This is a genomic window from Halomonas sp. EF61 (assembly GCF_040147045.1).
GTDB lineage: Bacteria > Pseudomonadota > Gammaproteobacteria > Pseudomonadales > Halomonadaceae > Halomonas > Halomonas litopenaei.
In genome coordinates, this window is the sequence record NZ_JAMSHM010000002.1 from 98,079 (window position 1) to 123,566 (window position 25,488).

General features: G+C 65.8%; 21 protein-coding genes. 3 read left to right on the forward strand and 18 right to left on the reverse strand.

Translation table 11 applies throughout. The features are described 5' to 3' along the window. Positions 1-61: 61 nt before the first annotated feature. On the reverse strand, positions 62-793 hold the full coding sequence (locus NFI08_RS09485) for an ABC transporter ATP-binding protein (RefSeq protein ID WP_045993393.1): 732 nt from the start codon (positions 791-793) through the stop codon (positions 62-64). After that, positions 786-2,027: a lipoprotein-releasing ABC transporter permease subunit gene (locus NFI08_RS09490; RefSeq protein ID WP_045993392.1), complete on the reverse strand. Its 1,242-nt coding sequence runs from the start codon at positions 2,025-2,027 to the stop codon at positions 786-788. Before NFI08_RS09490 ends, NFI08_RS09485 begins: the two co-directional genes overlap by 8 nt. 142 nt (positions 2,028-2,169) lie before the next feature. Here NFI08_RS09490 and NFI08_RS09495 point away from each other — a divergent pair, with 142 nt between their 5' ends. Continuing rightward, the gene (locus tag NFI08_RS09495; RefSeq protein ID WP_108447672.1) at positions 2,170-3,234 is read left to right on the forward strand and encodes an agmatine deiminase family protein; all 1,065 of its coding nucleotides are present in this window, start codon (positions 2,170-2,172) and stop codon (positions 3,232-3,234) included. Beyond that, entirely contained in the window at positions 3,231-4,133 is a 903-nt protein-coding gene (locus NFI08_RS09500) for a carbon-nitrogen hydrolase (protein ID WP_108447671.1), read from the forward strand. Before NFI08_RS09495 ends, NFI08_RS09500 begins: the two co-directional genes overlap by 4 nt. A gap of 210 nt (positions 4,134-4,343) precedes the next feature. Here NFI08_RS09500 and NFI08_RS09505 read toward each other — a convergent pair whose 3' ends face one another. The 4 genes from NFI08_RS09505 to NFI08_RS09520 form a co-directional block, all read right to left on the reverse strand. Beyond that, complete coding sequence (locus tag NFI08_RS09505; RefSeq protein WP_045993389.1) at positions 4,344-5,291, reverse strand: Nudix family hydrolase; 948 nt, start codon at positions 5,289-5,291, stop codon at positions 4,344-4,346. A gap of 234 nt (positions 5,292-5,525) precedes the next feature. Then, positions 5,526-6,743, reverse strand: coding sequence for a bifunctional glutamate N-acetyltransferase/amino-acid acetyltransferase ArgJ (gene argJ, locus NFI08_RS09510; protein WP_222516966.1), 1,218 nt, complete (start codon positions 6,741-6,743; stop codon positions 5,526-5,528). 76 nt (positions 6,744-6,819) lie between these two features. Continuing rightward, complete coding sequence (gene secA / locus NFI08_RS09515; protein WP_108132667.1) at positions 6,820-9,561, reverse strand: preprotein translocase subunit SecA; 2,742 nt, start codon at positions 9,559-9,561, stop codon at positions 6,820-6,822. A 70-nt stretch (positions 9,562-9,631) separates the two neighbouring features. Continuing rightward, entirely contained in the window at positions 9,632-9,976 is a 345-nt protein-coding gene (locus tag NFI08_RS09520; RefSeq protein WP_108132666.1) for a hypothetical protein, read from the reverse strand. Positions 9,977-10,139: 163 nt separating this feature from the next. Here NFI08_RS09520 and NFI08_RS09525 point away from each other — a divergent pair, with 163 nt between their 5' ends. Beyond that, positions 10,140-10,616, forward strand: coding sequence for a DUF721 domain-containing protein (locus NFI08_RS09525; protein ID WP_045993385.1), 477 nt, complete (start codon positions 10,140-10,142; stop codon positions 10,614-10,616). Between the two features lie 225 nt (positions 10,617-10,841). On the opposite strand, the gene lpxC is transcribed toward NFI08_RS09525, so the two are convergent. The 12 genes from lpxC to NFI08_RS09585 all read right to left on the reverse strand — a co-directional run bounded on the left by lpxC (position 10,842) and on the right by NFI08_RS09585 (position 25,477). Beyond that, complete coding sequence (gene lpxC, locus NFI08_RS09530) at positions 10,842-11,753, reverse strand: UDP-3-O-acyl-N-acetylglucosamine deacetylase (protein ID WP_045993384.1); 912 nt, start codon at positions 11,751-11,753, stop codon at positions 10,842-10,844. Positions 11,754-11,879: 126 nt separating this feature from the next. Beyond that, the gene (gene ftsZ / locus NFI08_RS09535; RefSeq protein WP_045993383.1) at positions 11,880-13,067 is read right to left on the reverse strand and encodes a cell division protein FtsZ; all 1,188 of its coding nucleotides are present in this window, start codon (positions 13,065-13,067) and stop codon (positions 11,880-11,882) included. Positions 13,068-13,101: 34 nt separating this feature from the next. Next, entirely contained in the window at positions 13,102-14,391 is a 1,290-nt protein-coding gene (gene ftsA, locus NFI08_RS09540; RefSeq protein WP_045993382.1) for a cell division protein FtsA, read from the reverse strand. Between the two features lie 230 nt (positions 14,392-14,621). Beyond that, positions 14,622-15,347, reverse strand: coding sequence for a cell division protein FtsQ/DivIB (locus NFI08_RS09545; RefSeq protein ID WP_108132665.1), 726 nt, complete (start codon positions 15,345-15,347; stop codon positions 14,622-14,624). Between the two features lies 1 nt (position 15,348). After that, complete coding sequence (locus NFI08_RS09550) at positions 15,349-16,275, reverse strand: D-alanine--D-alanine ligase (protein ID WP_108132664.1); 927 nt, start codon at positions 16,273-16,275, stop codon at positions 15,349-15,351. Next, entirely contained in the window at positions 16,272-17,684 is a 1,413-nt protein-coding gene (gene murC / locus NFI08_RS09555; RefSeq protein WP_108447669.1) for a UDP-N-acetylmuramate--L-alanine ligase, read from the reverse strand. Before murC ends, NFI08_RS09550 begins: the two co-directional genes overlap by 4 nt. 64 nt (positions 17,685-17,748) lie before the next feature. Next, positions 17,749-18,801, reverse strand: a complete 1,053-nt coding sequence (gene murG, locus NFI08_RS09560; protein WP_108447965.1) for an undecaprenyldiphospho-muramoylpentapeptide beta-N-acetylglucosaminyltransferase — start codon at positions 18,799-18,801, stop codon at positions 17,749-17,751. A gap of 29 nt (positions 18,802-18,830) precedes the next feature. Then, positions 18,831-20,075 (reverse strand): putative lipid II flippase FtsW, encoded by a 1,245-nt coding sequence (gene ftsW, locus NFI08_RS09565; RefSeq protein ID WP_045993378.1) that lies wholly within the window; start codon positions 20,073-20,075, stop codon positions 18,831-18,833. Further along, positions 20,072-21,487, reverse strand: coding sequence for a UDP-N-acetylmuramoyl-L-alanine--D-glutamate ligase (gene murD / locus NFI08_RS09570; RefSeq protein ID WP_108447964.1), 1,416 nt, complete (start codon positions 21,485-21,487; stop codon positions 20,072-20,074). Before murD ends, ftsW begins: the two co-directional genes overlap by 4 nt. Before the next feature lie 7 nt (positions 21,488-21,494). Continuing rightward, positions 21,495-22,577 (reverse strand): phospho-N-acetylmuramoyl-pentapeptide-transferase, encoded by a 1,083-nt coding sequence (mraY, locus tag NFI08_RS09575; RefSeq protein ID WP_349588958.1) that lies wholly within the window; start codon positions 22,575-22,577, stop codon positions 21,495-21,497. A gap of 9 nt (positions 22,578-22,586) precedes the next feature. Beyond that, positions 22,587-23,972, reverse strand: coding sequence for a UDP-N-acetylmuramoyl-tripeptide--D-alanyl-D-alanine ligase (locus tag NFI08_RS09580; RefSeq protein WP_286984888.1), 1,386 nt, complete (start codon positions 23,970-23,972; stop codon positions 22,587-22,589). Beyond that, the gene (locus NFI08_RS09585; RefSeq protein ID WP_349588963.1) at positions 23,969-25,477 is read right to left on the reverse strand and encodes a UDP-N-acetylmuramoyl-L-alanyl-D-glutamate--2,6-diaminopimelate ligase; all 1,509 of its coding nucleotides are present in this window, start codon (positions 25,475-25,477) and stop codon (positions 23,969-23,971) included. The genes NFI08_RS09580 and NFI08_RS09585 overlap by 4 nt, the downstream gene beginning before the upstream one ends. Between the last annotated feature and the right edge of the window lie 11 nt (positions 25,478-25,488).

Consider the following 25,488-nt stretch of genomic DNA (forward strand, 5'->3'; position numbering starts at 1 on the left):
AAGGCCCCGATGCGATTGCATCGGGGCCTTCTTCTGGCTTCTTCTGGACGCTGCGAAAGACCTACTCGGCGTGCAGCTTGCCGTTGTCGAGTCTCAGCACGCGGTCCTGATGGGCGGCCAGGGCCGGGTCATGGGTGACGATGACGAAGGCGCAGCGAGCGCTGGCGGCAAGCTCATCCATCAGCGCCAGGATGCTGGCGGCGGTGTGCTTGTCGAGGTTGCCGGTGGGCTCGTCCATCAGCATCAGGCTGGGATCGGTGACCAAGGCCCTGGCGATCGCCGCACGCTGGCGCTCACCGCCGGACAGCTCGCCGGGCTTGTGTTCGGCCCTGGGGCCCAGCCCTACCTTGTCCAGCAGAGCACGCGCCTTGTCCTCGGCGTCACGCTTGCGGCTACCGCGAATGATCAACGGCAGCGCCACGTTCTCCAGCGCCGAGAACTCCGCCAGCAGGTGGTGGAACTGGTAGACGAAGCCGATGTGGCGATTGCGGAAGCGCCCGATCTCGGCGTCGCCCATCTTGTGCAACACGGTGTCGGCCACCCGTACTTCGCCGGCGCTGGGGCTGTCGAGGCCACCGAGCAGGTTGAGCAGGGTGGTCTTGCCGGAGCCGGAACTGCCGACCACCGCGACTCGCTCGCCGGCGTGCACCTTGAGCTCGAGCTGGTCGAGCACCACCAGGTCGGCGGGACCTTCATCGTAGACCCTGGACAACTCGCGGCACTCGAGCATCAGATCGTTGCCGGCGGGGGTCGATGCCTCGACACCAGGCTTGGCGATTACCGAATCATTCATAGCGCAGCACCTCGGCAGGCTGGACCCGCGCCGCGCGCCAGGCCGGATACAGGGTGGACAGGAAAGTCAGCACGAAGGCGGCCCCCACGATCTGATAGACATCGCTCCAGATCAGCTGGGACGGCAGGTCACTGATGAAGTAGACCCCCGCGTCGAGGAAGTGGATACCCAAGGTCGACTCGACGAAGGCAATGATATCGGACACCGTCAGCGCCAGCAGAATACCCAGCGCGACCCCGATGACGATACCGATCACCCCGATGGCGATACCCTGGACCATGAAGATGCCCATGATCGAACCCGGGGTGGCACCGATGGTCCGCAGGATGGCGATGTCGGCGTGCTTGTCGGTCACCACCATCACCAGGGTCGAGACGATATTGAAGGCAGCCACGGCGATGATCACGGTCAGCAGCAGGCCGATCATGCGCTTTTCCATCTGGATCGCCTGGAACAGGTTGCCCCGGGTGAAGGTCCAGTCGTAGCCGCGATAGCCACCGCCCAGCTCATTGACGATGGCCTGGGTCTCCTGACCGGCCAGGAACAGATCGTCGAGCTCCAGACGCAACCCGCCAATGCTGTCCCCCATGCGCGCCAGGGTCTGCATGTCCTCGATGTTGGCGTAGGCCAGGTTGGCGTCCAGGTCGGCACCGACACTGAAGATGCCGCTAACGGTGAAGCGCTTGAGCCTGGGGAAGACGCCTGCCGGGGTGATCGAGGCCTCCGGCACCAGCAGGGTCACGCTGTCCCCCACGTCGACGTTGAGGTTGTTGGCGAGGATGGAGCCGAGCACGATGTGCCACTCCCCTGCCTTGAGGTCGTCCAGCGAGCCACGCGACATGTTCTCGTCGACGATCGACACCCGGCTCTCCCACTCGGGCTCGATGCCGTTGACCATGGCGCCCTGATTGCGCCCGGCCACCGAGAACATGCCCTGCTGCTGGATATAGGGCGCCGCCCCGATGACATGTTCGCGCTGGGTCAGGCGCTCGGCCAGGGGCTGCCAGTCGGTCATCCCACCGGCCTGTTCGATCTGGGTGTGGGGCACCATGCCCAGCACCCGCTGGCGCAGCTCCCGGTCGAAGCCGTTCATCACCGAGAGCACCAGGATCAGCACCGCCACGCCCAGGGTAAGACCCAGCATGGAGGTCAGCGAGATGAACGAAATGAAGTGGTTGCGTCGCTTGGCTCGCACATAACGCAACCCGATCAGAAAGGGCAATCGATCAAGCATGGACTCGTTCCTTGTCGGCGGGCCGTCATGGTACGGTTTTTTGCGAGCGACTGCATCGCCACGGCAGAGGAATTGCGAGATCCTTGCATCTTCGGTCACAGCCGCCTACATTTCGCCGTTTCTTGGCCCCAGGACATCACCCATGCCCCGCCTGCTACCCGAATGGCACCCTCAGGATGCCGTCCAGCTGACCTGGCCCCGCCGCGACAGCGACTGGGCGCCGACGCTGCCCGCCATCGAGGCGATGCTCGAGCAGCTCGCCCTGATCATCAGTCGTTATCAGAGCGTGATCATCGGGGTGCCCGACCGTGACACCGGCGAGGCGCTGTCAGGCCGCCTGCTGGCCCGAGGCGCGGCACCCGAGCGTCTGCGCCTGACCGTGGTCGACGCCGACGACACCTGGGCCCGGGACCATGGCCCGCTGGCGACCGGTGACGGCAACGGCGTTACCTTCCATGACCTCGGCTTCAACGGCTGGGGCGGCAAGTTTCCGGCCGATCGCGACAACACCCTGACCCGCCAGCTCAAGGATGCCGGCTTGATCGCCTGCGCGACAAGCGATAGCGCGGTGATCATGGAGGGCGGCGCCCTGGAGACCGATGGCGAAGGGACGCTGCTGACCACCGAGGCCTGTCTGCTCAATCCCAACCGCAACCCCTCGATGTCGCGGGCCGATATCGAGACCTGGCTGGCCGAGACGCTGGGCATCCAACGGGTGCTGTGGCTCTGCCACGGACATCTCGAAGGCGACGATACCGACAGCCATATCGATACCCTGGCGCGCTTCTGTGATCCCCAGACCATCGCCTATGTGCGCTGCGATGATCCGAGCGACGCGCACTACGCCGAGCTCGCCGCCATGGAGCGCGAACTCAAGGCGCTGACCCGCGCGGACGGCTCGCCCTATCGCCTGGTACCGCTGCCCTGGCCTGGCGCCTGCCATGACGCTGAGGATGGCCACCGCCTGCCGGCCACCTACGCCAACTTCCTGATCATCAACGGGGCGGTGCTGGTGCCGGTCTACGGCGATCGTCACGACCTGGCGGCGCTCGACGCCCTGGCCGGGGCCTTCCCCGACCGGGATGTCATCCCGGTGGACGCCAGCGCCGCCATCGTTCAACACGGCAGCCTGCACTGCCTGACCATGCAGTGGCCCCAGGGGGCTCTCGCCGCCGCCACCACCACCGCCGAAGGAGACCGCCGATGACACGCCAATTGACCGTGGGCCTGGTCCAGCAACCCGCCTGGCCCGACAAGGCCAGAAGCCTCGACGCCAGTGAAGCGAGCATCCGCGATCTCGCCGGCCGCGGTGCCAGACTGGTGATGCTGCAGGAACTCCACGCCACCCACTACTTCTGTCAGTACGAGGATCCGGCGCTGTTCGACCTGGCGGAGCCGCTGGACGGGCCCACCGGCACACGACTGGCCGAACTCGCCGCGGAGCTCGACATCGTGCTGATGGGCTCGCTGTTCGAGCGCCGCGCGCCGGGCATCTATCACAACACGGCGGTGGTCTACGACGGCGCCAAGGGCGCGGTGGGTCACTACCGCAAGATGCATATCCCCGACGACCCGGGCTTCTACGAGAAGTTCTACTTCACCCCCGGAGATCATGACGCCTCTCTCGGACAAGGGTTCACCCCCATCGACACCTCGGTGGGCCGGCTCGGGGTACTGGTGTGCTGGGATCAGTGGTACCCGGAGGCCGCGCGCCTGATGGCCCTGGCCGGTGCCGAACTGCTGCTCTACCCCACCGCCATCGGCTGGGCGCCGGGCGACGACGACGCCGAAAAGACGCGCCAGAAGGACGCCTGGACGCTGATCCAGCGCAGCCACGCCGTGGCCAACGGTGTCCCGGTGCTGGTCGCAAACCGGGTGGGCCACGAGGAGGATCACTCGACGGTCAGCGAAGGCATCGACTTCTGGGGCGGCAGCTTTGTCGCCGGGCCCCAGGGTGAGCTGCTGGCCCACGCCGGCACCGAGCCCGAGACCCTGCTGGTGACCCTGGATCTGGACCATGGCGAAAACGTGCGGCGGATCTGGCCCTACCTGCGGGACCGGCGCATCGACGCCTATGGAGATCTGACCCGCCGCTACCGCGACTAGGGCTTGCCGCCAAAGAGCCGGGCTTCGTCGACTTCTCGCATAAAGCCCAGGGCTTGTACGAAAAGCGCCGACGCTCGTCGAGCTTTAGAACAGAGCCACGCGGCAATGGAACGACATGCCCCTGAACGCAAGAAACCCCGCCAGGTCTCCCTGGCGGGGTTTCTTGCATCTGGTAGCTAACGGCCGGTGCTGGCCCTTTTCGCCAATGCCCTAGCGCCAGAAGTCACGGATGGACGCGATCCCCTGGGCCCCCACGGCGCGGGCATGGCTGGCGTCGTGGCGCGTCATGCCACCCAGCGCGTAGACCGGCATGCCGGCGCGTTCGACCAGTTGCTGGAAGTCATGCCAGCCGATCGGTGCCACTTCCGGATGGGACGGAGTGGTGCGCAGCGGTGACAGGGTCACGAAGTCGCAGCCAATGGCGTGGGCCTGGTCGAGCTGGGCCTTGTCGTGGGTCGAGGCCGCCAACCACTTGGCCTCGGCGATGGGGCGACGCTCCAGGCCCATCAGCCGCTCGCTGGTCAGATGGATACCATCGGCATCGATCCGCTCGAGCAGCTCCGGTTCACCGTTGAGCATCAGCTTGGCACCGTATCGACGGCACAGCGCCAGGGCACGCTCCGCACGGGCCACGTAGGCGTCCTCGTCGAGGGTCTTGGCGCGCAGCTGAACCAGACGCACGCCATCTTCCTCGAGGGCCCGCTCGAGCTTGGCGTCGAAGGCGTCCTCGTCGGCTTCCTCGTCACTGATCAGGTATTCCGAGGGCAGCATCACCGCACGCAGGATCGGCAGGTTGGCGGCCGGGAAGGGATAGCCAATCAGCTCGCCCATGGGCACCCAGCGTACCGCCTGCCCTTCGCGACCGAAGGGCTCACCGGAGAAGTCCTTGACCTGCCAGACGTCGAGCAGAATGTGCTTATCGGAGTACTCGTGGTGGATGCGAATCAGCGGTTGGGCGCGACGAATCTCGATGCCGAGTTCTTCGTGCAGCTCGCGCTTGAGCGCCTCAAGCCCGGTCTCGTAGGGCGCCAGCTTGCCACCGGGAAACTCCCAAAGGCCGCCGTGGTCCACATTGGAAGGACGCCGGGCCAGCAGCACTTCGTCACCGTTCGGGCTGATGATGGCGGCCGCCGCCACGTGCACCCTTCTCTTCACCATAGTGTTCATTCAACAATACCAGCTTCGGTTCGCGGGCCACGCCCGCACCAGTTTTCAGTCGGGAGGGCGATAAAAGTCGGCATAGGATACCGATTCGCTCGCCGAGATTCATCTGCCGCTGATGCATCGCCGATGGATCGGCTCCACCGCTACCCACCGGACAGGCAAAAAAGACGACACAGGATACCGATTCACTGGCCGAGATTCATCTGCCGCCGACGAACCCATGCGGAATCAACTGCGGTAGTCGGCGTTGATCGAAACATAGTCGTGGGACAGGTCGGAGGTCCACACCCGCGCGGCAGCGTCACCACGCCCCAGATCGATGGCAATGGTGATCTCTTCTGCCGCCATCACCGCACTGCCGGCGTCCTCACTGTAGCCCTCTGCACGCCCACCGTTCTCGACCAGGCGCACATCGCCCAGATCGATGGTCACCCGATCGACATCGAAGTCCTCGACCCGGGCACGCCCCACCGCGGCGAGGATACGGCCCCAGTTGGCGTCACTGGCGTACAGTGCGGTCTTTACCAGCGGCGAATGGGCTACCGTAAAGGCTACCTCGCGCGCCTCCTCGACGCTCAGGGCGCCGCTGACGTCCAGGGTGACGAACTTGGTCGCACCCTCGCCGTCGCGAATGATCGCCTGGGCCAGCTCCACCAGCACCTCATCGAGGGCCTGACGAAATATCCGCTCGTCATCGTCATCGGCGAGTGCTGCGCCCTGGCCGGTGGCGATCAGCATGCAGGCGTCGTTGGTCGAGGTATCGGAGTCCACGGTGATGCTGTTGAACGAGCGCTTGACGCCCTCCCTGAGCAGGGCATCAAGACGCTCGGACTCGATCGCCGCGTCGGTGGCGACAAAACCCAGCATGGTGGCCATGTCGGGACGGATCATGCCCGACCCCTTGGCGATGCCATTGAGGGTGACAGTGCCCTGCTTGAGCGTTACCTGGCGGGTCGCGCCCTTGGTCCGGGTGTCGGTGGTGAGGATGCCTTCGGCCGCCCGAGCCCAGGCGTCGCCACCGTCGTCGAGCTGGTCGAGCGCCTCTGGCAGGCCACCGAGAAGTCGCTCCATCGGCAGCGGTTCGCCGATCACGCCGGTGGAGAACGGCAGCACCTGGTCGGCCGACACCTCGGCGAGTTCGGCCAGCGCCTGACAGGTGGCGTGGGCGTCGCGCATGCCGATCTCGCCGGTGCCGGCGTTGGCATTGCCGGTATTGATGACCAGGTAGCGAACCGCGTCGCCCGCGGCCAGATGCTGGCGGGCCACATGGACCGGCGCCGCGCAGAAGGCGTTGCGGGTGAAGGTGCCGGACACCCTGGCGCCCGGGGCCACCTCGATCACCACCAGATCACGCCGGCCCGGCTTCTTGATGCCTGCCATGGCACTGCCCAGGCGAACCCCGGGGATCGGCCCCATTGCCGGAAAAATGCTGTCACCGACTGCCATTGTTTTCTCCTTGCGTCAAAGACGACCCCAGGCCTTGAAGCCCGGGGTCGCCGTCGTCATGGGTTGCGAGGCTTGCTCAGCTGAGCTTGCCGCAGCACTGCTTGTACTTCTTGCCGGAGCCGCAGGGGCAGGGATCATTGCGGCCAACCTTGGGGGCGTCTCGACGCACCGGGCGCTGATCGGCAACCTCGTTGACGTGACGCTCGCCGCCCTCGTCGGCCATCTCGGCGTCCGTCGCGGCAGGTGCGTCGTGGCGACTGGCCGCCTGAGCGCTCTCGCGGGCCAGGGCCTCGCGACGCTGACGCTCCAGGGCGTCCACCTCCTCGGGGGCACGCACCTGCACGTGACTGAGGATACGGGTGACGTCGGCCTTGATATTGGTCAGCAGGTTCTGGAACAGCTCGAAGGATTCGCGCTTGTACTCCTGCTTCGGATTCTTCTGAGCGTAGCCACGCAGATGGATACCACGACGCAGATGGTCCATGGACTGCAGGTGTTCCTTCCAGCGGGTGTCCAGCACCTGCAGCATGACCTGCTTCTCGAAGCGCCGCATCAGCTCCTCGCCGGCGATGGCGACCTTGGCCTGATAGGTCTCGCGATGCTGGGTCTGCAGGCGTTCGCGCAGCTGCTCCTCGTGGAAGCGCTCGTCCTCCTCGGCCCACTGCACCACCGGCGCGTCCAACTGGTACTCGCTCTTGAGGTGAGCCTCGAGCCCCGCCAGATCCCACTGCTCGGGCAGGCTCTGGGGTGGCACGTAGGCACTGATGGCCTCGTCCAGCACCTCTTCACGAATGCCCATGACGTTGTCGGAGACGTCGCTGGCGGCCAGGATCTCGTTGCGCTGCTCGTAGATCACGCGACGCTGATCGTTGGCCACGTCATCGTACTCGAGCAGCTGCTTGCGGATATCGAAGTTGCGACCCTCGACCTTCTTCTGGGCACGCTCGACGGCGTTGGACACCATCTTGTGCTCGATGGCCTCGCCCCGCTCCAGGCCCAGCGCCTGCATCAGCTTCTGCACCCGTTCGGAACCGAACAGACGCATCAGGTTGTCTTCCAGCGACAGGAAGAAGCGGGTCGAGCCCGGATCGCCCTGGCGGCCACTACGACCACGCAGCTGATTGTCGATGCGCCGTGACTCATGGCGCTCGGAGCCGATGACGTGCAGGCCACCAGCGGCCAGCACCGCCTCGTGGCGCTCGCGCCAGGCCTCCTTCAATGCCTCTCTCTCGGCGTCGCTGGCGTTCTCCAGCTTGGCCGCTTCGGCCTCCCAGTTGCCGCCGAGCACGATATCGGTACCACGACCGGCCATGTTGGTCGCGATGGTCACCGCACCTGGGCGCCCGGCCTGGGCGATGACCTCGGCCTCGCGCTGGTGCTGCTTGGCGTTGAGCACGTTGAAGTCGATGCCGGACTTGCGCATCAACTCGGCCAGGTATTCGGACGTCTCGATGGACGCGGTACCCACCAGCACCGGACGGCCGGCCTCGACCTGGACCTTGACGTCCTCGATGATCGCCTCGAACTTCTCTTCGGCGCTGAGGTAGACGAGGTCGTTCATGTCCTTGCGCGCCAGCGGCCTGTTGGTGGGGATGACCACCACATCGAGCCCGTAGATCTGACGGAATTCGAAGGCCTCGGTATCGGCGGTACCGGTCATCCCGGACAGCTTCTCGTACAGGCGGAAGTAGTTCTGGAAGGTGGTGGAGGCCAGGGTCTGGCTCTCGCGCTGGACGGTCACACCCTCCTTGGCTTCCACCGCCTGGTGCAGGCCCTCGGACCAGCGACGGCCCGGCATGGTACGCCCGGTGTGTTCGTCGACGATGACCACCTGTCCCTCGCTGACGATGTAGTCGACGTCAGGGTGGTACAGGTGGCGCGCACGCAGCGCCGAGTGCATATGCTGCAACAGGTTGAGGTTCTGGGCGGCGTAGAGCGAGTCGTCTTCGCCGAGCAGCCCCTGGGCGCGCATCAGCTCCTCGACCTTGTGGTGACCGCGCTCGGTCACCTCGACCTGCTTCTGCTTCTCGTCGAGGGTAAAGTCGCCGCTTTCGGGATCTTCCTCGTCGCTGCAGGGCGTGAGCTCCCTGGCGAGCCGATCCACCACCTTGTACAGCTCGGTGTTCTCGTCCACCGCACCGGAGATGATCAGCGGCGTGCGCGCCTCATCGATAAGGATGGAGTCCACCTCGTCGACGATGGCAAAGTGCAGTTCCCGCTGAACCTTGTCTTCCAGCGAAAACGCCATGTTGTCGCGCAGGTAGTCGAAGCCGAACTCGTTGTTGGTGCCGTAGGTGATGTCGCAGGCGTAGGAGTCACGCTTCTCCTCGGAGGTCTGGCCGGAGTAGATCACGCCTACCGACAGGCCGAGAAACTCGTACAGGGGGCGCATCCAGTTGGCGTCACGCCGGGCCAGGTAGTCGTTGACCGTGACCACGTGCACGCCCTTGCCGGGCAAGGCGTTGAGGTACACCGCCAGGGTCGCGACCAGGGTCTTGCCCTCACCGGTCTTCATCTCGGCGATCCGGCCGCGGTTCAAGGTCATGCCGCCGATCAGCTGTACGTCGAAGTGACGCATGCCCATCACCCGCTTGCTGGCCTCGCGCACGGTGGCAAAGGCTTCGGGCAACAGGGCATCGAGCGACTCACCGGCCGCCAGACGCTCACGGAACTCAGCGGTGCGGGCGGCCAGCGCAGCGTCGTCGAGGGCTTCGAGGCTCGGCTCGAGCTCATTGACGGCGCGAACCTGGCGGGACATGCGCTTGACGTCGCGGTCGTTCTTGGAGCCGACGACTTTACGCAGCAGAGAATTGATCATGAAACTTCCTGAAATCTGGAACCTGAAAAAGAGGCCGCCAGGCATTGGCGACCGTCACGCTTCATCGAATTCAGGCGATGTCAGGAGGACCCCGGCGGGACACCACGTCGAGGGCGGCCACCGGCACCAGCATTGGCGCCGCCCAGGCCACCGACGGGGACGATGGTTTGGGCAGGGTCTTGAGGGGATGTCGGGCCAGCCGATGGCGGCAGGCCTTGAGCATGGTATGGGCCCGGATGACCGCCGGCGCCATGATGCAGATCTGCACCAGTCGCTCGGTGGCTCGGGGAGATTCGGCGGCGCTCAGGCTCGCCGGCAGCAGGCAGCCCACCAGCAGCCCTGCCAACCACCATCTGGCCACCCGACGGGCACGAGCCTCGCGGGGGCAGCAGCGATGTGGGTCGATGGCAGTCATGCTGTCGGGGAACTCCCTGGCGTGCTAGTCTCGGGCCGGCGCCATGCCGGCTGCCCATCACTCGAGCGGCCATCATGCAAACGGCCATGACACCTGCGTTCCACAGACGAACGCCGCCGAGCGACAAATTCATTGATCCTGGGGCATCCCAAGACACAAGCACATGAGTATAAAGGTTAAGCGGTTCCGCGCCCAGTCCATGACAGGGCTTCTTCAGGGCCGCGGCGAACTGGGCGGACTGATGCGCATGGCGCGCCTGATCGAGCGCGCTCAGGAGCATCTGCGCAATGAACTCTCGCCCACTCTGGCGGAACACCTGTTTGTCGGTGGCTTCCGTGACGGCCGCCTGACCCTGATCACCGATGGCGCAGCCTGGCTGACCCGTCTGCGCTACGAACAGCCGCGTCTGCTCGACTGCCTGCACCAGTTGCCGGAGTTCCAGGCGGTGACCGGCTTCCACCTCAAGGTACGCCCGGTGCGCCCGGCCAAGGTGGCGCCGCGCCAGGTAAGGCGCCTGCCCGCCCAGGCCGGTGACGAGCTCTCGAGCTGCGCCGCCGATGTCGAGGATCCGCGACTCAAGCGCGCCCTGGAGCGCCTGGCGGCCCACGCCGAGTCGCCTTCAGGAAAAGACGACGCCTAGCCCCATCGGCGTTCCCCGCGCATGAATCGCCGCGGCCTCCCGACCCTGCCCGCGCCGCTTGGTGACGCCGAACACGACGTGAACATGACGCGAATATGAAACCCCAGACAGCAGAACGCCGCCCCGAGGGGCGGCGTTCAAGCGAGTGATGGCCGAAGACAAGTTGCTACGGAAGACTGGCGATCTGCGGGGCTAACCTTGGCCTGGCCATCACCGAGGCTCGCATCACGCCATGGCCGGTGCCGCGTAGGAAATCGGCGCCGATTCGGCTTCGCTCTCGTAGGTCACGATCTCCCAGGCCTCGGGCTGCTCGATGAGCGCACGACACAGCTGGTTGTTCAGCGCGTGACCGGACTTCACGCCACGGAACTCGCCGATCAGGCTGTGACCGAGCTGGTAAAGGTCACCGATGGCGTCCAGCACCTTGTGCTTGACGAACTCGTCGTCGTAGCGCAGACCACCGTCGTTCACGATGCGGTAGTCGTCCACCACGATGGCATTGTCGAGGCTCCCACCAAGCGCCAGGTTGTTCGAGCGCAGGTACTCGAGATCACGCATGAAGCCGAAGGTCCGCGCGCGAGACACCTCCTTGACGAAGGACGTCGTGGAGAAGTCGACCATGGCGGTCTGCTTCTGGTCCTCGAACACCGGGTGATCGAAGTCGATGGCAAAGGAGACCTTGAAGCCCTGATGGGGCAGGAAGACGGCTTCCTTGTCGCCTTCGCTGACCTTGATCTCACGCTTGATGCGGATGAACTTCTTGGCCGCGCTCTGCTCCTGGATCCCGGCGGACTGGATCAGGAACACAAAGGGTCCGGCACTACCGTCCATGATCGGCACTTCGGGCGCGCTCACATCGACGTAGGCATTGTCGATGCCGAGACCCGCGAAGGCGGACATCAGGTGCTCCACGGTCGCGACCTTCTCACCATTCTGAGACAGGGCGGTGCAGAGAGTGGTGTCGGTCACATTCAACGCCTGGGCGGGAATGCGGACCTCCGGCTCGAGGTCGGTGCGCACGAACACAATGCCCGTGTCCACCGGCGCGGGGCGAAGCGTCAGGTAGACCTTCTTGCCGGAGTGCAGTCCCACGCCCGTGGCGCGGATGACATTCTTGAGGGTACGTTGTCTGATCATTGTGCAGTCGCCAGGCAGTCGTTGGTTATCAAACACCGTTCACTATAACACCAAACGGACGTTTCAACAAAAAAACATCGCCTTTCGATCCCTGCACCCCGGAAATTTCGCGCACTCTGCTCTCGATCAGTCCGCCTGACGCCGCAGGAAGGCGGGAATATCGAGATAATCGTCCAACTCCTGAGACTTGCGCTTCTCGGCCTGCGGTCGCGGTGATTCCTGCGCCTCTGGCTTGCTCGCTGCGGCCACACCGGCGCCGCCCTGGGCGCGATTGATCGCACTCTGCTGAGGACGCTGGCGCGCCTCGGGACGACGAACCTGCTGCTGCGCCGCCGGCTTCTGCTGGCGTGACACCTGATTGTCGAGACCCGCCGCGACCACGGTGACCCGCAGTTCGTCGGTCATGTCCATGTCGATGGAGGTACCCACGACGATGGTGGCGTCCTGGGAGGCGAACTCCTGCACCGTGGCGCCGACGTCGTTGAACTCACCGATCGACAGATCCGGCCCAGCGGTGATGTTGACCAGGATGCCGCGAGCGCCGTGCAGATCGATATCCTCGAGCAGCGGGCTGCGGATCGCCTTCTCGGCGGCCTCGCGTGCGCGATTTTCGCCGGTGGCACCACCGGTGCCCATCATCGCCATGCCCATCTCTGACATCACGGTGCGCACGTCGGCGAAGTCGACGTTGATGATGCCCGGGCTGGTGATCAGCTCGGCGATACCCTGTACGGCACCCAGCAGGACGTCATTGGCGGCGCTGAAGGCAGTCAGCAGTGTCGCGCTCTTGCCAAGCACGGACAGAAGCTTCTCGTTGGGAATGGTGATCAGCGAGTCGACATGCTCGGACAGCTCCTTCATGCCCTCTTCCGCTGCGCGCATGCGCTTGGGGCCTTCGAAGGGGAACGGGCGGGTGACCACCGCGACGGTCAGGATGCCCAGCTCCTTGGCGACCTGGGCGACCACCGGTGCCCCGCCGGTGCCGGTACCACCACCCATGCCGGCGGTGATGAAGACCATGTCGGCGCCACCGAGCAACTCGGCGATCCGCTCACGATCTTCCATCGCGGCCTGACGACCCACTTCGGGGTTGGCACCGGCGCCAAGCCCCTTGGTGATCTCGCTGCCGAGCTGCAACACGGTCTTGGCGGAGACGCGCTTGAGCGCCTGGGCATCGGTATTGGCGCAGATGAACTCCACCCCTTCGATGCTGCTCTCGACCATGTGATTGACGGCATTGCCGCCGCCGCCACCGACGCCGATGACCTTTATGACCGCGCTGCTTGAGGGCGCGCTATCTACGACTTCGAACATTTGCCCCGTCTCCTGAGCCGCTTGTGCGGCCCTTTCAGAAATTTCCTTTGAACCAGCCTTTGATCTTTTCCAGCGCCGGAGTCCTTTCCTCTGGTCCACGCCGGGAGACGTCCTCGCGTCTCGATTGCGACGAGATGGTGCCACCCTGCCCCTGGTGGACACGACCCTGACGGGCCTCATGTAGAGCGTAATGTAACAAACCGACACCCGTCGAATAAATCGGATTTCGCACCACGTCGGCCAGGCCCCTCACATTCTGCGGACAAGCGACCCTGACCGGCATGTGAAATATCTCTTCGGCAAGCTCCACCACACCTTCCATGCGTGATGTGCCACCGGTCAACACCACCCCTGCGGCGACCAGATCCTCAAAGCCGCTGCGGCGCAGTTCGTCGCGCACCAGGGTGAACAATTCCTCGTAACGCGGCTCGACCACTTCGGCCAGCGACTGTCGAGACAGGTCTCTGGCGGGACGGTCGCCGACACTCGGTACCTTGATCATTTCGTCGCTGGAAGCCAGCTGGGTCAGCGCACAGGCGTACTTGACCTTGATCTCCTCGGCATACTGAGCCGGGGTACGCAGCGCCATGGCGATATCGTTGGTGACCTGGTCACCGGCGATCGGTATCACCGCAGTGTGGCGAATGGCGCCCTCGGTGAATACCGCGATATCGGTGGTGCCCCCGCCAATGTCGACCATGCAGACGCCCAGCTCACGCTCATCCTCGGTCAGCACGGCATGACTGGAAGCCAGCTGCTCGAGGATGATGGCGTCGACGTCGAGCCCACAGCGACGCACGCACTTCTCGATGTTCTGTACCGCGTTGAGCGCGGCGGTCACCAGATGAACTCGTGCCTCCAGACGCACCCCCGACATGCCCAGCGGCTCACGGATACCACCCTGGGTGTCGATGGCGAACTCCTGGGGCAACACGTGCAGCACCCGCTGCCCTTCGGAAATGGCCCTGGCCCGCGCCGAGTCGATCACTCGCTCGATATCGGAAGGCGCAACTTCGCGCTCCTTGATCGCCACGACCCCGTCGGAATTCATGGAACTGATATGACTGCCGGCAATGCCCACATAAACCGAATGTATGTCGCAACCGGCCATCAACTCAGCTTCTTCAACCGCACGCTGAATCGACTGGACCGTGGATTCGATATTGATCACCACTCCCTTCTTCATGCCACGGGAGGGATGAGAGCCGATACCGGCAATTTCGATACCACCATCGTCGGTGGGTTGCCCCACGATCGCGACGACCTTGGATGTTCCGATATCCAGCCCGACTACCATATTGGACACGTTGGATGGACCTGCCATGAGCCGGGAAATCTCCTTGAACGGATTCCGTTACCTCGGAACCTGCCTCTGTTATAAAAAAACCTGGGACGATTATAGGAACAATAGCGCTTGTTCGACCAGCCCGGGGCGTACATTCATTCCACGATACGGACACATTTAAACAAAAGAAACCGAGAAAACTTTGCCGATGGCCGGAAAAGTGTCGCCATATAATTCCGTTCTCGCGTCTGATCCATGCCGTCTTTTCGTTAACCGCGAGTCGCGGCCTCATCATCGACCGGCTCCGTCTCGCCATGCCAGGCCACGGCGACGCCGTTGGGGTAGCGCAGATCGATGTAGCGAATGTGCGACGCGACCTCACCCAGTTCACGCCGCCAGGCCGCCTCGAGGCGCCCGAGGCGGGCGTCCAGATCTCCACGGCCGAGCATGATCCAGACGCCGCTGTCCAGCTGAAAGCGCCAGGCGCCGCGGGCTTCCAGACGTAGCTGGTCGATCCCGAGCCCCATCTTGTCCAGCCGCTGCCCCAGGTCATCGAAGTAGGCCAGCACCTCGGGGCCGGCGCCACCGGGTCCCGCCATATCCGGCAGTCCCATGGGCGGCTCCACCGGGGCAAAGACAAAGGGCTCGCCATCGCCGTTGAGCAGTTGATCGTCGTTCCAGCGCGCCACCGGGCGCTGCTCCTCGAGCTCGAAGGTCAGTGCATTGGGCCACTCGCGACGAATACGCACCTCCTTGAGCCAGCCCACCTGCAATGCCTGCTCACGCAGCGCCTCCAGGTCCACCGACAGCCAGGTGCGGCCCCTGACCAGCGGCGCCAGCTGGCCCTTGAGATAGCTGGCGTCCACGTGGTGCAACTCACCACCGATGGACACCCGCTCGATGGGCCGATCCAGCCACAACCACAGCGCCTTGCCACCGGCGCCCACCAGGGCAGCCAGCAGCACGACGCCAAGCCAGGTGCCGCGCCTGGCCATCTCAGCCGCGCTCCCTGGCGGTATCGAGAATACGCAGGACCAGTTCGTCGAAGTCGATGCCTGCATGGGCCGCCGCCTGGGGCACCAGACTGTGATCTGTCATGCCGGGCACGGTATTGACCTCGAGCAGCCAGAACCGACCTTCAGCGTCGCGCATCACATCGACGCGGCCCCAGCCCTGACAGCCCACCGCTTCGAACGCCGCCAGGCACAGCTCGCCCAGCGCGGTCTCCTGCTCGGCATCCAGACCACAGGGCAGGTGGTAAAGCGTCTCGTTGGACAGGTACTTGGCCTCGTAGTCGTAGAAGCCGCTGGGCACCTCGACGCGAATGGCCGGCAGCGCGCTGTCGCCAAGTACCGACAAGGTAAATTCGTCTCCCGACACAAAACGCTCGGCCATCACCCGAGTATCGAAGGTGGCGGCCTCACGATAGGCAGTTTCGAGTTCATCACGGCTGTTGACGATGCTGATGCCGATGGTCGAACCCTCATGGACCGGCTTGACCACCAGCGGCAGACCCAGTCGGTCGGCCACCTCGTTCCAGTCGGCTTCGGGGGACAGCAGTACGCTCTCGGGCGTCGGCAGACCCAGGGTCTGCCACAGCGCCTTGGTCCTGAGCTTGTCCATGCCCAGCGCCGAGGCCAGAACACCGCTGCCGGTATAGGGGATTCCCGCCAGCTCAAGGGCCCCCTGCAGACAGCCGTCCTCCCCTCCCCTGCCGTGCAAGGCAATGAACACCAGATCGGGGTTCAGCGCCTGCAGCCCGGCGACGCCGCCCTCGGCAAGGTCATAGCCGGTCACTTCAAGGCCCTGGCGCTGACACGCCGCCAGCACGGCGGCACCGCTGTTCAGCGACACTTCTCGTTCGGCGCTATGGCCACCGTAGATGACCACCACATGGCCGTAGGACTGTACTTGTCGTGTCACAGGATCACCTCGTCGAACTGAAGCTGGGCATCCGCCAGACGCTGGGAGATGCCACCCACGTCACCGGCGCCCTGAGTAATCAGGATATCGCCGGGTCTGAGCACCTTGGCCAGCAGCGCCGGCAATTCCGCCTTGTCCTGGGCGAAGATCGGATCGACTTCGCCACGCTGACGGATGGAACCCGCCAGGCTGCGACCATCGGCGCCGGGCAGCGCGGCTTCGCCGGCACTGTAGACGTCGAGCAGTACCAGCGTATCGACGCCGGACAGCACCCTGACGAAGTCCTCGTAGAGATCGCGCGTGCGTGAGTAGCGGTGGGGCTGGTAGACCATCACCAGCCGGCGCTCGGACCAGCCATCGCGCACCGCCTTGATGACCATCTCCACCTCGCGGGGGTGGTGACCATAGTCGTCCACCAGCATCACCTCACCTTCACCGTTCGGCGCGGCGAAGTGACCGTGTACCTGGAAGCGGCGGCCAACCCCGGCAAAGCTCGCGAGTCCCCGCAGAATCGCCTCGGCGTCGACCCCGGCGTCGCTGGCCACGGCGATCGCCGCCAGCGCATTGAGCGCATTGTGACGGCCCGGCATGGCCAGACTGACATCGAGATCCTCGAGGTTGCCGGGCCGCACTGCGGTAAAGCGGACTTCGCCGGCACTCTGGGTGAAGTTCTCGATGCGATAGTCGGCGTCGTCGGAGAAGCCGTAGGTGACGAACTGGCGATTGATGCGGTCGAGCAGGCCACGCACGTTGTCATCATCGATGCACAGTATCGCCAGACCGTAGAACGGCAGGTTATGCAGAAACTCGATGAAGGTGTGCTTGAGACGCTCGAAGTCGCCACCATAGGTGCTCATATGGTCGGCATCGATATTGGTGACGATGCTGACCATCGGCTGCAGGTGCAGAAAGGAGGCATCGGACTCGTCCGCCTCGGCCACCAGGTAGTCGCCCTGCCCCAGCTGGGCGTTGGTGCCGGCGCTGGTCAGCTTGCCGCCGATGACGAAGGTCGGGTCCAGCCCGCCCTCGCCGAGCAGGGTGGCGGTCAGGCTGGTGGTGGTGGTCTTGCCGTGGGTCCCGGCCACGGCGATGCCGTGACGGAAGCGCATCAGCTCAGCCAGCATCTCGGCGCGACGTACCACCGGCACGCGATGCTCGTGGGCCCACACAAGCTCCGGGTTGTCCGCGTCCACGGCGGTGGATACCACCACCACATCGGCACCGGCGGCGTGCTCGGCAGCGTGTCCGATGAACACCAGGGCGCCGCACTGTTCGAGTCGCGCCACCACCGACGAATGACGCAGATCGCTGCCGCTGACCTGGTAGCCCTGATTGGCCAGCACCTCGGCGATGCCGCACATGCCGGCGCCGCCGATGCCGACGAAGTGGATACGACGAATGCGCCGCATGCCGAGACCGGGCTTGGTGGCAGCGGATGAGCTCAGTTGGCCGGGGACCGGCCCTTGGGTCGAATTACTCAAAACCTGTCTCCATACAGCCCGCCACCAGCCGTTCCACAGCGTCAAGGTGGGCCTCGGCCCTTGCCTTGCTCGCCATGGCCGCCAGGGTGTCGGGCTCAAGCAAGGTCCCCAGGCGTTCGGCCAGGGACGAAGGATTCATGTCACGCTGCTGAATAAGCGCCGCGGCACCGGCACCGACCAGCGCCTGGGCGTTGGCCGTCTGATGATCATCCACGGCGTGGGGAAAGGGTACGAACAGCGCCGGCTTGGCCGCCGCCGCCAGCTCCGCCACGGTCAGCGCGCCGGAGCGACAGACCACCAGATCCGCCCAATCGTAGGCGCCGGCCATGTCACCGATAAAGTCGCTGACCTCGGCCTCCACGCCGGCAGCCTGATAGCCCTCGCGGGTCGCCTGGTCCTTGTCTCTACCGGCCTGGTGGCGCACCTCGGGACGCGACTCGGGGGGCAGCTCGGCCAGCGCTCTGGGCATCTGCTGGTTAAGCGCCAGCGCCCCCAGGGAGCCGCCGACCACCAGCAGCCGCAGGCGTCGTCCGCGCATCTGGTCGGCCACACGTGCATGCTCGCCGAGGGCGGCGATGTCATCCCTGACCGGATTGCCGACGACCTCGGCGCGGCCACCGAAGGCCTGGGGAAAGGCGGCGTAGACTCGCTTGGCCAGGTGCGACAGTGCACGATTGGTCAGCCCGGCCACGGCGTTCTGCTCGTGGATGACCAGCGGTCTGCCGCACAGTCGGGCGGCAAGCCCGCCGGGGCCGCTGGCAAAGCCTCCGAGCCCGACCACCAGCTGTGGGTCGAACTCGCGAATCACGCTTCTCGCCTGGCACACGGCGCGTCCAAGGCGCACCGGCGCCTTGAGCCAGCCCGCCAGACCGTTGCCCCTGAGGCCGCTGATGGCGATCTGGTGAAGCACTATGCCGGCCTCGGGCACCAGGCGATTCTCGATACCTCTGGGACTACCCAGCCACGCCACCTCGACGCCCTGCTGCTGCAATCCCCTGGCCAGCGACAGCGCCGGGATGACGTGCCCCCCGGTGCCGCCGGCCATGATCAGCGCTCGCCTTCCCTGTGTGTCACTCACGGCTTCACTCCTGCAGCCTTGGTTCTCCTGGGCGCTTCGCGGGCCTGGTCACGCCGCGCCGCCGGCGACTGCCGACGCTGGCGCTCGCGCGTCTCGATGTCCACCCGCAGCAACAACGCCACCATGATACAGCTCACCACCAGGCTCGACCCACCGTAGGACAACAGCGGCAGGGTCAACCCCTTGGTCGGCAACATGCCGGTACTCACCGCGATGTTGATAAAGGCCTGGGCGCCGATCACCAGGGCGATGCCATAGCTCAGGTAGGCGGCAAACGGTAGCCTCGCAAGCTCGGCCCGACGCCCAACCGCCATGGCCCGCCACACCAGCAGTGCGAACAGGCCGACCACGGCGATCGCGCCGACCATGCCGAGCTCTTCGGCGAGCACCGCAAAGACGAAGTCGGTGTGGGCCTCCGGCAGGTAGAACAGCTTCTGTACGCTGTTGCCGAGGCCCATGCCGATCAAGTGGCCGCGACCGAAGGCGATCAGCGCCTGGGTCAGCTGGTAACCGCTGGCGAACTGGTCCGCCCAGGGATCGATGAAACTTGTCAGTCTCGCCATGCGGTAAGGTTCGGCCACCGCCAGGATGGCACCCAGGGTTCCCACCAGCACGAACAACAGCAGAAAGCGCCCCCAGGGCGCCCCGGCCATCAGCAACATGCCCATGACGCAGCTGGTCATGACCACCACACCGCCGTAGTCGGGCTCGAGGATCAGCAGCACGGCCACCACTCCGACCACTACCAAGGGGCGAAGAAAGGCCCCCCACTGACGCCTGACCTGTGGCAGAAAGCGTTCCAGATAGCCCGCCATGTAAGCGATCAAGCAGAGCTTGGCGACCTCCGAGGCCTGTAGATTAAAGGGCACCCCGGGGATCGACAACCAGCGGCGGCTGCCGTTGACCTCGCGCCCCACCAGCAGTACCAGCAACAGCAGCACCAGTCCCACCACTAGCAGCAGCGGGCCATTGGCCTTCCACCAGGCCAGGGGGACGCGCAGCGCCAGGCACCCCACGGTCAACCCGCCCAGCACGAAGATGCCGTGGCGAATACTGAAGTACCAGGCGTTGCCGGTCAGGCTCGACGCCACCTCGGTGGAGGCCGACGTCACCATCACCCAGCCGATCAGCAGAAGCGACAGCGTAGCCACCACCAGCCAGCCATCGAAGGCATGGTCGCGGGTGGAAAGACGCTCGCGCAGGGCACCGAGGCGCTGGCGAGATCGGGCGAGACGGCTCATGGCTTGGCTCCGCTGGAAAGATCCTGCACCCAGGCGCGAAAGGCGTCTCCCCTGGCCTGATAGTTGACGAACTGATCGAGACTGGCGCAGGCCGGTGACAGCAGCACCGCATCACCGGGCCTGGCCACCTCCCGTGCGCGACACATGGCGGCGTCCAGATCGTCGACGCGGGTGATGGCGACCGCGCCCTTCAGGGCCTGGGCCAGCGCCTCGGCGTCGCGGCCGAACAGCACCACCTCACGGGCGTAGCGCGACAGGGGGGCGGCCAGCGGCGAGAAATCGGCACCCTTGCCGACACCACCGGCCAGCAGTACCAGACGCCCATCCAGGGTCGGGCCGAGTCCGGCGATGGCGGCCAGGGTCGCGCCCACATTGGTGCCCTTGGAGTCGTTGATCCAGTCGACGTCGTCGATGGTGGCGAGCCACTCGCTGCGGTGGGCAAGCCCGCTGAAACGTTCGAGCACCCGGGCCATGGCCTCCAGCGGAAAGCCCAGACGCTGCCCCATGGCCAGGGCGGCCAGCGCATTGGCCTGGTGGTGACGGCCACTCTGGCGCATGCGAGCCACCGGCAACAGTGGTTGGTCCGCGTGGAAGAACCAGGGCTCGCCCTGGTGCTCCACCACGCCCCAGTCGTCGCCGGATTGCGGCGCCGTCACGCCGAAGCGTGACAGTGCAGGCAACGCCTCGTCCGGCCAGGTCAGGGGGTCCTCGGCGTTGACCACCGCGTGCCTGGCACCACGAAAGATCGCGAGCTTGGCGCGGCGATAGCCGGCCATGTCGCCGTGGCGATCGAGGTGGTCCTCGCTGAGGTTAAGGAAGGCGGCACTGTCGGCCCCCAGACACGGGGTCGTCTCGAGCTGAAAGCTGGACAGCTCCAGCACAAAGAGATTCGCCTCGGGTTCCTGCACCAGCAGGTCCAGCGCCGGGGTACCGAGGTTACCCCCCACGGCCACCCGCCGCCCCGCCTCGCGGGCCATCTCGCCGACCAGGGTGGTCACGGTGGACTTGGCGTTGGCACCGGTGATGGCCGCCAGCGGCGCGCGACAGGCCCGCCGGAACAGCGCGATCTCACCCACCAGACGGGGCTCGCCGGTGTCTGGATCGATGCGCCTGGCCGGCGCCTCGAAGCACGCCTGATGGGGGTCGATGCCGGGGCTCAGGATCACCTCCCGCGCGTCGTCCAGCACCAATCCATCGAGCGGCCCCAGGCGCACCGGCACCCCCGGAAAGTCCGCCAGGAAGACGTCGAGTCCCGGCGGTGCCTCGCGGGTGTCCACCACCATGAAATCGCGGCCTTCACGCTTGAGATGGCGACAGATCGCCATCCCCGAAAGGCCGAGCCCTACCACCACGCTCAGGTGGGCGGGCACGACATGGCGTTGCGGCAGTCGCACATCCTGACTGGCGTCCATGGCCACCTCAGCGGATCTTGAGGGTGGCCAGACCCAGCAGGACCAGCACCACGGTGATGATCCAGAAGCGCACGATCACGCGAGGCTCGGGCCAGCCCTTGAGCTCGAAGTGGTGATGCAGCGGCGCCATGCGGAAGATACGACGACCGGTCAGCTTGTAGGAGCCGACCTGCAGGATCACCGAGATGGTCTCCATGACGAAGACGCCACCCATGATGAACAGCACCACTTCCTGGCGCACGATCACCGCGACCACGCCCAGGGCCGCACCCAGCGCCAGGGCGCCGACGTCACCCATGAACACCTGGGCGGGATAGGTGTTGAACCACAGAAAGCCGAGTCCGGCGCCGGAAATGGTGGCGCAGAATACCGCCAGCTCGCCGGCACCGGGGATCATCGGAATCTGCAGGTACTCGGAGAATACCGCGTTGCCGCTGGCGTAGGCGAAGACGCCAAGGCCCATGGCGACCATCACCGTGGGCATGATCGCCAGGCCGTCGAGGCCGTCGGTCAGGTTGACTGCGTTGGAGGAGCCGACGATCACCAGGTAGGCCAGCAGGATGTAGAAGCCACCCAGGGGCAGCACGAAGTCCTTGAGCAGCGGCAGGATCAGGCTGGTTTCCACCGGCGAGGCCGCGGTCAGGTAGAGCACCACGGCAGCCCCCAGGCCGATCACCGACTGCCAGAAGTACTTCCAGCGAGCCGGCAGTCCGCGCGGGTTCTTTTCCACCACCTTGCGATAGTCGTCGACCCAGCCGATGGCGCCAAAGCCCAGCGTGACGACCAGCACCACCCACACATAATGGTTGGTCAGATCGCCCCACAGCAGGGTACTGACGGCCATGGCCATCAGGATCATGGCGCCGCCCATGGTCGGCGTACCGGCCTTGGACAGGTGGGACTGGGGACCGTCGTCGCGCACCGCCTGGCCGATCTGACGCTCCACCAGACGGCGGATCATCAGGGGGCCAAACCACAGACACAGCACCAGCGCGGTGATGGTCGCCAGAATCATCCTCAGGGTGAGGTATCCAAAGACGTTGAAGGCGCTTTGATAGTTCGCCAACAATTCAGCCAGGAAAAGCAACATGTATCAGGTTCACCTTGAAACATCCGGCCGCAAGGCCGCCACGACGCCTTCCATCCCCGCGGCGCGGGAGCCCTTGACCAGCACGCTGGCCGCCTCGGGCAGATGTTGACGCACATGGCGGACCATCGCCGCCTGATCAGAAAAATGGTACCCGCCTTCGCCGAAGGCTCGGGCGGCGGTCTCGGCCGCCTCGCCCAGAGTACCGAGAAATGTGATGCCGCGTTCCCGCGCGTAGCGTCCGATCTCTGCGTGCAGATCGGCAGACGCTTCACCCAGCTCTCCCATGGCGCCGAGCAGGCACCAGTGCGGGCCGGGCAGTCCCAGCAGGGCGTCGATGGCCGCCTTCATCGCCCCCGGGTTGGCATTGTAGGTATCATCGAGCAGCCGCGCACCGCGTAACCCCTCCTCCACGGTCAGGCGTCCCGGCGTCGGCACCACCTCGCCAAGCCCCGCCACCACGTCGGCGGCGGGAAGTCCCATGGCCAGCGCCCCTGCCGCAGCCGCCAGGGCATTGGACACGTTGTGACGACCCATCAGCGGCAGCTCGACACGCCCCAGCACCTGAGCGTCGAAAGTCAGCGTGAAAGCATAGCGCCCGAGCGTATCGCAGACCAGTTCCCCGGCATGGAGGCGCGCCTCGGGCGTCAGTCCGAAATCGATCACCTCACGGGGCGACGCCAGGCGCTGCCAAAGCGAGAAGTAGCGGTCGTCACGGTTGAGTACGGCGACGCCCTCGGGGCCGAGTCCGCCGAGAATCTCGCCCTTGGCCTGGGCGATGCGCCCCATGCCACCGAACTCGCCGACGTGGGCCCCGGTGACATTGGTGATGATGGCGACCTGGGGTTCGGCCAGCGCTACCGTCCAGGCAATCTCGCCCAGGTGATTGGCGCCGAGCTCCACCACTGCTCTCTGGTGATCCGAGGCAAGCGCCAGCAGCGTCAAGGGCGCGCCGATATCGTTGTTGAGGTTGCCGTGGGTGGCGAGGGTCTCGCCCTGACGAGCCAGCAATGTCGCCAGCATCTGCTTGACCGTGGTCTTGCCACTGTTGCCGGTCACCGCCACCAGCGGACCGCCCCAGGCCCGGCGCCGCTCGCGGGCCAGCAGCCCCAGCGCCATGCGGGTATCGCCCACCACAAACTGGGGCAAGGGGTCGTCCACCGGGTGCTCGACCACCGCCGCCACGGCACCGCCTTCGCGGGCCTTGGCAATAAAGTCATGGGCATCGAAGCGCTCGCCCTTCAAGGCCACGAACAGGGTGTCCGCCGCCACCCGACGGGTGTCGGTGACGATGGCGGCTATCGGCGAGTTGGCAAGCCCCTGAACGCCGCGGCCCTCTTCATCGACACCCAGCGCCCGGCACACCGACCCCAGCGACGCGAGCCCTGGCGCGCTCATTGGTCCCGCCCCTGTCGACGCTGGTCCAGGGCGGCTTCGGCCTCGGCCAGGTCGGAGAAGTCGTGGCGCACGCCCTGAATCTCCTGGTAGGCCTCGTGTCCCTTGCCGGCGATCAGAATCACGTCATCGGCGCTCGCCTCGGCGATGGTACGGGCGATGGCGTCACCGCGCCCGGCGATGTTCCATGCCTGCTGGCGGGCCTGGCCCTCCAGCCCCGCGAGCATCGCCTGGCGAATGGCGTCCGGGTCCTCGCTTCTGGGGTTGTCGTCGGTGATCACCACTCGATCGGCCTGGCCTGCGGCCGCCTGGGCCATCAGCGGGCGCTTGCCGCTGTCGCGATCACCGCCGCAGCCGACCAGGCACCACAGCGCCCCGCGTCCGGGCAGGTGGGCGCGAAGCGCCGCCAGGGCGTTGTCCAGCGCATCCGGCGTGTGGGCGTAGTCGATCACCACGGTGGGAGCCCCGGGCCGCGTCAACGCCTGCATCCGTCCCGGCACCGGCGTCAGGGTCGCGGCGGCAGTCACCAGCTCGTCGATGCCGACACCCAGACCGTAGAGGGTGGCCATGGCCAGCAGGACGTTGTCGAGATTGAAGCGACCAAGCAGCGGCAGCACCACCACCTTCTCGCCTTCCGGCGTGGCGATCAGCGCACGCTGCCCACCGACGTCGGGCTCGACATCCAGCGCCCTGAGCGAGACGGCATCGTCTTCACCACAGGCCAGCACCCGGGTGCCCTCGCCGATGCCCGCCAGCATCAGTCGAGCCAGGGGATCGTCGCCATTGACCACGGCCAGACTGATCTCCGGGCGCTTGAACAGCTTCGCCTTGGAGGCGGCGTAGGCGATCATGCTGCCGTGATAGTCGAGGTGGTCGCGGCTCAGGTTGGTAAACACCGCGGCAGTAAAGCGACAGCCCGCCACCCGCTCCTGCTCCAGGGCGTGACTGGAAACTTCCATGGCTACCCGAGTGATGCCCTGGTCGGCGAGCTCACCCAGCTGGCGCTGCAGCGCCAGTGGCTCGGGGGTGGTCAGCATGCCCTGGGTCAAGGCACCCGGGCGACCGTGACCCAGGGTACCGATCAGGCCACAGTCGCTGCCCGTCGCGCGGGACAGCTCGGCAATATAGTGGGTCACCGAGCTCTTGCCGTTGGTGCCGGTGACACCGATCAGCTCGAGCCCATCAGGCACCTGATACAGGGTGCGCGCGAGCTCGCCGAGTCGGGCGCGCAGCCCGGGCAGCCACAGCACGCGACCATCGACCCGCGGCGGGGCGTCTTGCGGACCTTCCGCCAGCACCAGGCAGGCGCCGGCATCCAGTGCCTTGTCGATGTAGTCGCGGCCATCGGCGGCGACGCCGGGGATCGCGACAAAGGTCGCGCCGGGCGACACCTCGCGGCTGTCGGTAGTGAGCCAGGTCGCCACCTCGCCGGCGACCGCGGCGTTCGGCGCAAGCTCGCTCCAGAACTGGGTCAGCACGTCGTCAAGACGCGCCAGGGATAAGGTCATGGCGGATTCCG